Consider the following 5,340-nt stretch of genomic DNA (forward strand, 5'->3'; position numbering starts at 1 on the left):
GCAGTACCTGATATGATAATTTGCTTTTTTGTAGTGGTCTCTTCAACAGAAGTATTTGTTTTTGTATCTTGCTTTGTACCCATAAACCAAAGTACAAAATTTACATTATTAGTAGTATTAGTTTTAGCAGCACTTTCATTTTTTGTAACAACACTTTCAACAGGATTGTTTTCAACTAGTGTAGATGAAGTTTGAGCTAAAGAAACATTTGAGAACAATACAAAAGCTAAAAACAAGAAACATTTCAATGCTAATTTATTGTAATCTATAGATCCGATATATTTCATAAATAATAACATTTTTTTTTAGTGAGTAGATACTCAAATCCGAAACAAAAGTATATCATTTGTTTAGTCATAAAAAACATTTTCGATAAAGCGCCATTATAGTCGATTAAAGCGCAAATTTAATATTAAAGCGTACAATATTAACATTTTAAACACATGGATTTCCTTTTAGTAATATCAATTTAACAAATTAAAATTCAAATCAATTTACCTGATTATACCCTAAAAAAAAAGCTCCAGTTAAATACTGGAGCTTTAGAAATTTATGCTTGACCGGCTGGGCCAAAGTTGAGCGGTATGGGCAACTGTTCCGTGTCTTTGATTTCGCCATGGGCAATTTCAAATCGATGAATGTTTTCCCCAATAGCCTTTAATAATCTTTTAGCGTGCTGTGGCGTCAAGACAATTCTTGACTTCACCTTCGCTTTTGGAATTCCAGGCATAATACTAACAAAATCTAAAACAAATTCTGAAGAAGAATGGTTGATAATTGCTAAATTAGAATAAATTCCCTCAGCAGTTACTTCATCTAGTTCTATATTAATTTGCTCTTGTTGTTGATCTTTCATATTTTTAGTATTTAGTGTTTAGTCCATTAGTCCTCAGTGATTAAACTCTATAAAAATCACTAAGGACTAGGCACTAAAACCTTAATAGATATACTCCTCTTTGTTAGCCATCATATCATTGTAATCGTCTTTTGAACCTACAATTGTGTGATCGTACTCTCTCATACCTGTACCGGCTGGGATTCTATGACCTACAATTACATTTTCTTTCAATCCTTCTAAGTAATCAATTTTACCTGCAACTGCAGCTTCATTTAATACTTTAGTAGTTTCCTGGAACGACGCCGCAGAGATGAATGATTTAGTTTGTAACGATGCTCTTGTAATACCTTGTAATACTGGTGTTGCTGTTGCAGTTACCACATCACGAGCTACTACTAGATTTTTATCTGTACGCTTCAATAAAGAGTTTTCGTCACGCAACTCACGAGGCGTAATGATTTGTCCTTCTTTTAATACAGCTGAATCTCCAGCATCTTCTACCACTTTCATACCGTATAACTTATCGTTTTGAACAATAAAGTCTTTAGTATGAATCAATTGATCTTCTAAGAATAAAGTATCACCTGGATCTTGTACTCTTACTTTACGCATCATTTGACGAATAACAACCTCGAAGTGTTTGTCGTTAATTTTTACACCTTGTAAACGGTATACCTCTTGAATTTCATTAACCAAGTACTGTTGAACAGCAGCTGGACCTTGAATTCTTAAAATATCATCTGGAGTAATTGCTCCGTCAGACAATGGCACACCTGCTCTTACGAAGTCATTTTCTTGAACAAGAATTTGACTTGATAATTTAACTAGGTATTTACGAACATCTCCGAATTTAGATTCGATAACAATTTCGCGGTTACCTCTTTTGATTTTTCCAAAAGAAACAACACCATCAATTTCAGAAACTACAGCTGGATTAGATGGATTACGAGCTTCTAACAACTCTGTAATTCTTGGTAAACCTCCGGTAATATCTCCTGATTTAGAAGAACGACGTGGAATTTTTACCAATACTTTACCTGCTTTGATTTTCTCACCGTTTTCAACCATCAAGTGGGCTCCAACTGGTAAGTTGTAAGAACGAATTAATTCTCCATCTTTACCGTAAACCAATAATGTTGGAATTAATTTTTTAGCTCTTGATTCAGAAATTACTTTTTCTTGGAAACCAGTTTGCTCATCGATCTCAACCATGAACGATTGTCCTTGCTCTAAATCTTCGTAAGCAATTTTACCAGTAAACTCAGAAACAATAACTCCGTTATATGGATCCCATTTACAAATCACATCCCCTTTTGCAACAGATTGACCATCTGCAACAAAAATACTAGAACCGTAAGGAATGTTATTGGTACTTAATAAAATACCTGTTCTTTCGTCAATTAACTTTAATTCTGTAGAACGAGAAACAACGATATCAACTGAATTTCCTTCGCTATCTTCACCTTTAACAGTTTTAAGATCTTCGATTTCAAGTTTACCAGCAAATTTAGTGATGATACTTGATTCTTCAGATATACCACCCGCAACCCCTCCAACGTGGAAAGTACGTAATGTCAACTGTGTTCCTGGTTCTCCAATAGATTGTGCTGCAATTACACCAACTGCTTCACCTCTTTGTGTCATTTTACCAGTTGCTAGGTTACGACCGTAGCACTTAGCACAAATTCCTTTTAGAGCCTCACATGTCAATGGAGAACGAACTTCAACTTTCTCGATAGGAGAAGCATCTATAACTTTCATAATCGCTTCGGTGATTTGCTCACCTGAACGAACTATTACCTCGCTTGTCAAAGGATTGATTAAATCTTGTAAAACTACACGTCCTAAGATTCTCTCTCCTAATGATTCTACAATTTCTTCGTTCTTTTTCAATGCCGAAACTTCAACACCTCTTAAAGTACCACAATCATCGATGTTTACAATTACGTCTTGTGAAACGTCATGTAATCTACGAGTCAAGTATCCAGCATCGGCTGTTTTAAGTGCGGTATCTGCAAGACCTTTACGAGCACCGTGAGTAGAGATAAAGTACTCAAGAATCGAAAGACCTTCTTTAAAGTTAGAAAGAATTGGGTTTTCAATAATTTCACCACCACCAGCAGTAGATTTTTTAGGCTTAGCCATCAAACCACGCATACCAGTTAACTGACGAATTTGTTCCTTAGAACCCCTCGCTCCAGAGTCAAGCATCATGTAAACAGAGTTAAATCCTTGCTGATCTTCTCTAATGTTTTTCATTGCTAACTCCGTTAACTGCGCATTAGCAGAAGTCCAAACATCAATAACTTGGTTGTAACGCTCGTTATTGGTAATAAGACCCATGTTATAGTTAGCAGAGATCCCTTGAACTTGCTCTCTTGCATCAGCAATTAACTTAGGCTTTTGGTCTGGAATTCTAATATCACCTAATGAGAATGACAATCCACCTTTGAAGGCAAATTTATAACCCATATCTTTCATATTGTCCAAGAAAGCAGCAGTTGTAGGAACATCTGTACAGCTTAAAACGTGTCCAATAATATCTCTTAAGTTTTTCTTTGTCAATACGTCATTGATATAACCAGCTGCTTCAGGAACAACTTCGTTAAACAATACACGTCCAGCAGTAGTTTGAATGATTTGGTAAACTAATTCACCAGCCTCATTGAAATCTTTTGCTCTAATTTTAACACGAGCATTCAATTCTACTCTTCCTTCATTCAAAGCAATATTCACCTCTTCTGCAGAATAGAAAGTGATTCCTTCACCTAAAATTTTCATTTCAGGAGTTGACAAACGTTCTTTGGTCATATAATATAGACCCAAGACCATATCCTGAGATGGTACAGTGATTGGAGCACCATTTGCAGGGTTCAAAATGTTGTGCGAACCTAACATTAACAACTGAGCTTCTAAGATAGCCTCTGGTCCTAATGGTAAGTGTACCGCCATTTGATCCCCATCAAAATCCGCATTAAATGCCGTACAAACTAAAGGGTGCAATTGGATTGCTTTTCCTTCAATTAATTTTGGTTGGAACGCCTGGATACCTAAACGGTGCAAAGTAGGAGCACGGTTTAATAAGATTGGGTGACCTTTGATTACATTTTCAAGGATATCCCAAACTACAGGCTCTTTTTTATCAATTATTTTTTTAGCAGATTTAACTGTTTTTACAATTCCTCTTTCGATCAATTTACGAATCACAAAAGGTTTGTACAATTCAGCTGCCATATCCTTAGGAATACCGCACTCTGATAATTTTAATTCAGGTCCAACAACAATTACCGAACGAGCAGAATAATCCACACGTTTACCCAATAAGTTTTGACGGAAACGACCTTGCTTACCTTTCAAAGAGTCAGAAAGTGATTTCAACGGTCTGTTTGATTCTGTTTTAACAGCAGATGCTTTACGCGTGTTGTCAAATAATGAATCTACAGATTCTTGCAACATACGTTTCTCGTTTCTCAAGATAACCTCTGGAGCTTTTATCTCCATTAATCTTTTCAAACGGTTGTTACGGATGATTACACGACGGTATAAATCATTCAAATCCGAAGTTGCAAAACGACCTCCATCAAGTGGTACAAGCGGACGTAATTCTGGTGGAATAACTGGCACCACTTTCATAATCATCCATTCAGGACGGTTTTCGCGGTTTAAGTTAGACTCACGGAAAGATTCAACTACTTGTAATCTTTTTAAAGCTTCAGTTTTACGTTGTTTAGATGTTTCATTGTTAGCGCTATGTCTTAATGAGTAAGACAATGCATCAAGATCAATTCTTGCTAACAAATCCATAATACACTCTGCTCCCATTTTGGCAACAAATTTATTAGGATCAAAATCATCTAAATATTGGTTGTCTGCAGGAAGTGTATCTAAAATATTCAAATACTCTTCTTCGGTTAAGAAATCTAATCTTTGCAATGATTCCCCATCAGGATTTTTAGCAATACCCGCTTGGATTACTACGTATCTTTCGTAGTAAATAATCATATCTAATTTCTTAGATGGAAGACCAAGTATATAACCAATTTTGTTTGGTAAAGAACGGAAATACCAGATGTGAGCAATTGGCACAACAAGATTGATGTGACCTACTCTATCTCTACGTACTTTTTTCTCAGTAACTTCTACACCACAACGATCACAGATAATCCCTTTGTAACGTATTCTTTTATATTTACCACAAGCACATTCAAAATCCTTTACAGGTCCGAAAATTCTTTCGCAAAATAATCCGTCACGCTCTGGTTTGTGCGTTCTGTAGTTGATTGTTTCCGGTTTTAAAACCTCTCCTCTTGATTCTTTCAAGATAGATTCAGGTGATGCAAGACCGATTGAGATTTTATTAAACCTTTTTACAGGGTTTTTATCTTTATTGTTATTATTTCTATTATTCATCATAGTTTTTACTATTGATTTATTTGCAATTAAAAAATTGATTTGATTTTAGTCTAAAGTCAAATGTCATAAAGTTTTAAAGTCACGAATGA

2 protein-coding genes and 1 pseudogene are annotated in these 5,340 nt (G+C 35.3%); all 3 read right to left on the reverse strand.

From position 1 onward, the window contains the following. A pseudogene (locus FPG59_RS13515) lies at window positions 1–287 on the reverse strand (hypothetical protein); the annotation flags it as partial. A 263-nt stretch (window positions 288–550) separates the two neighbouring features. After that, window positions 551–856 carry a DUF3467 domain-containing protein gene (locus FPG59_RS13520; protein ID WP_086455114.1) on the reverse strand — a complete coding sequence of 102 codons (306 nt, stop codon included), beginning with the start codon at window positions 854–856 and terminating at the stop codon, window positions 551–553. Window positions 857–937: 81 nt separating this feature from the next. Continuing rightward, window positions 938–5,251, reverse strand: coding sequence for a DNA-directed RNA polymerase subunit beta' (gene rpoC / locus FPG59_RS13525; protein WP_086455115.1), 4,314 nt, complete (start codon window positions 5,249–5,251; stop codon window positions 938–940). Window positions 5,252–5,340 lie beyond the last annotated feature (89 nt).

The organism is Flavobacterium sp. FPG59 (assembly GCF_002150205.1).
GTDB lineage: Bacteria > Bacteroidota > Bacteroidia > Flavobacteriales > Flavobacteriaceae > Flavobacterium.

Coding starts and splice junctions, on each gene's coding strand:
- FPG59_RS13520 (WP_086455114.1), bottom strand. CDS start 856: ATGAAAGATCAACAACAAGAGCAAATTAATATAGAACTAGATGAAGTA.
- rpoC (WP_086455115.1), bottom strand. CDS start 5,251: ATGATGAATAATAGAAATAATAACAATAAAGATAAAAACCCTGTAAAA.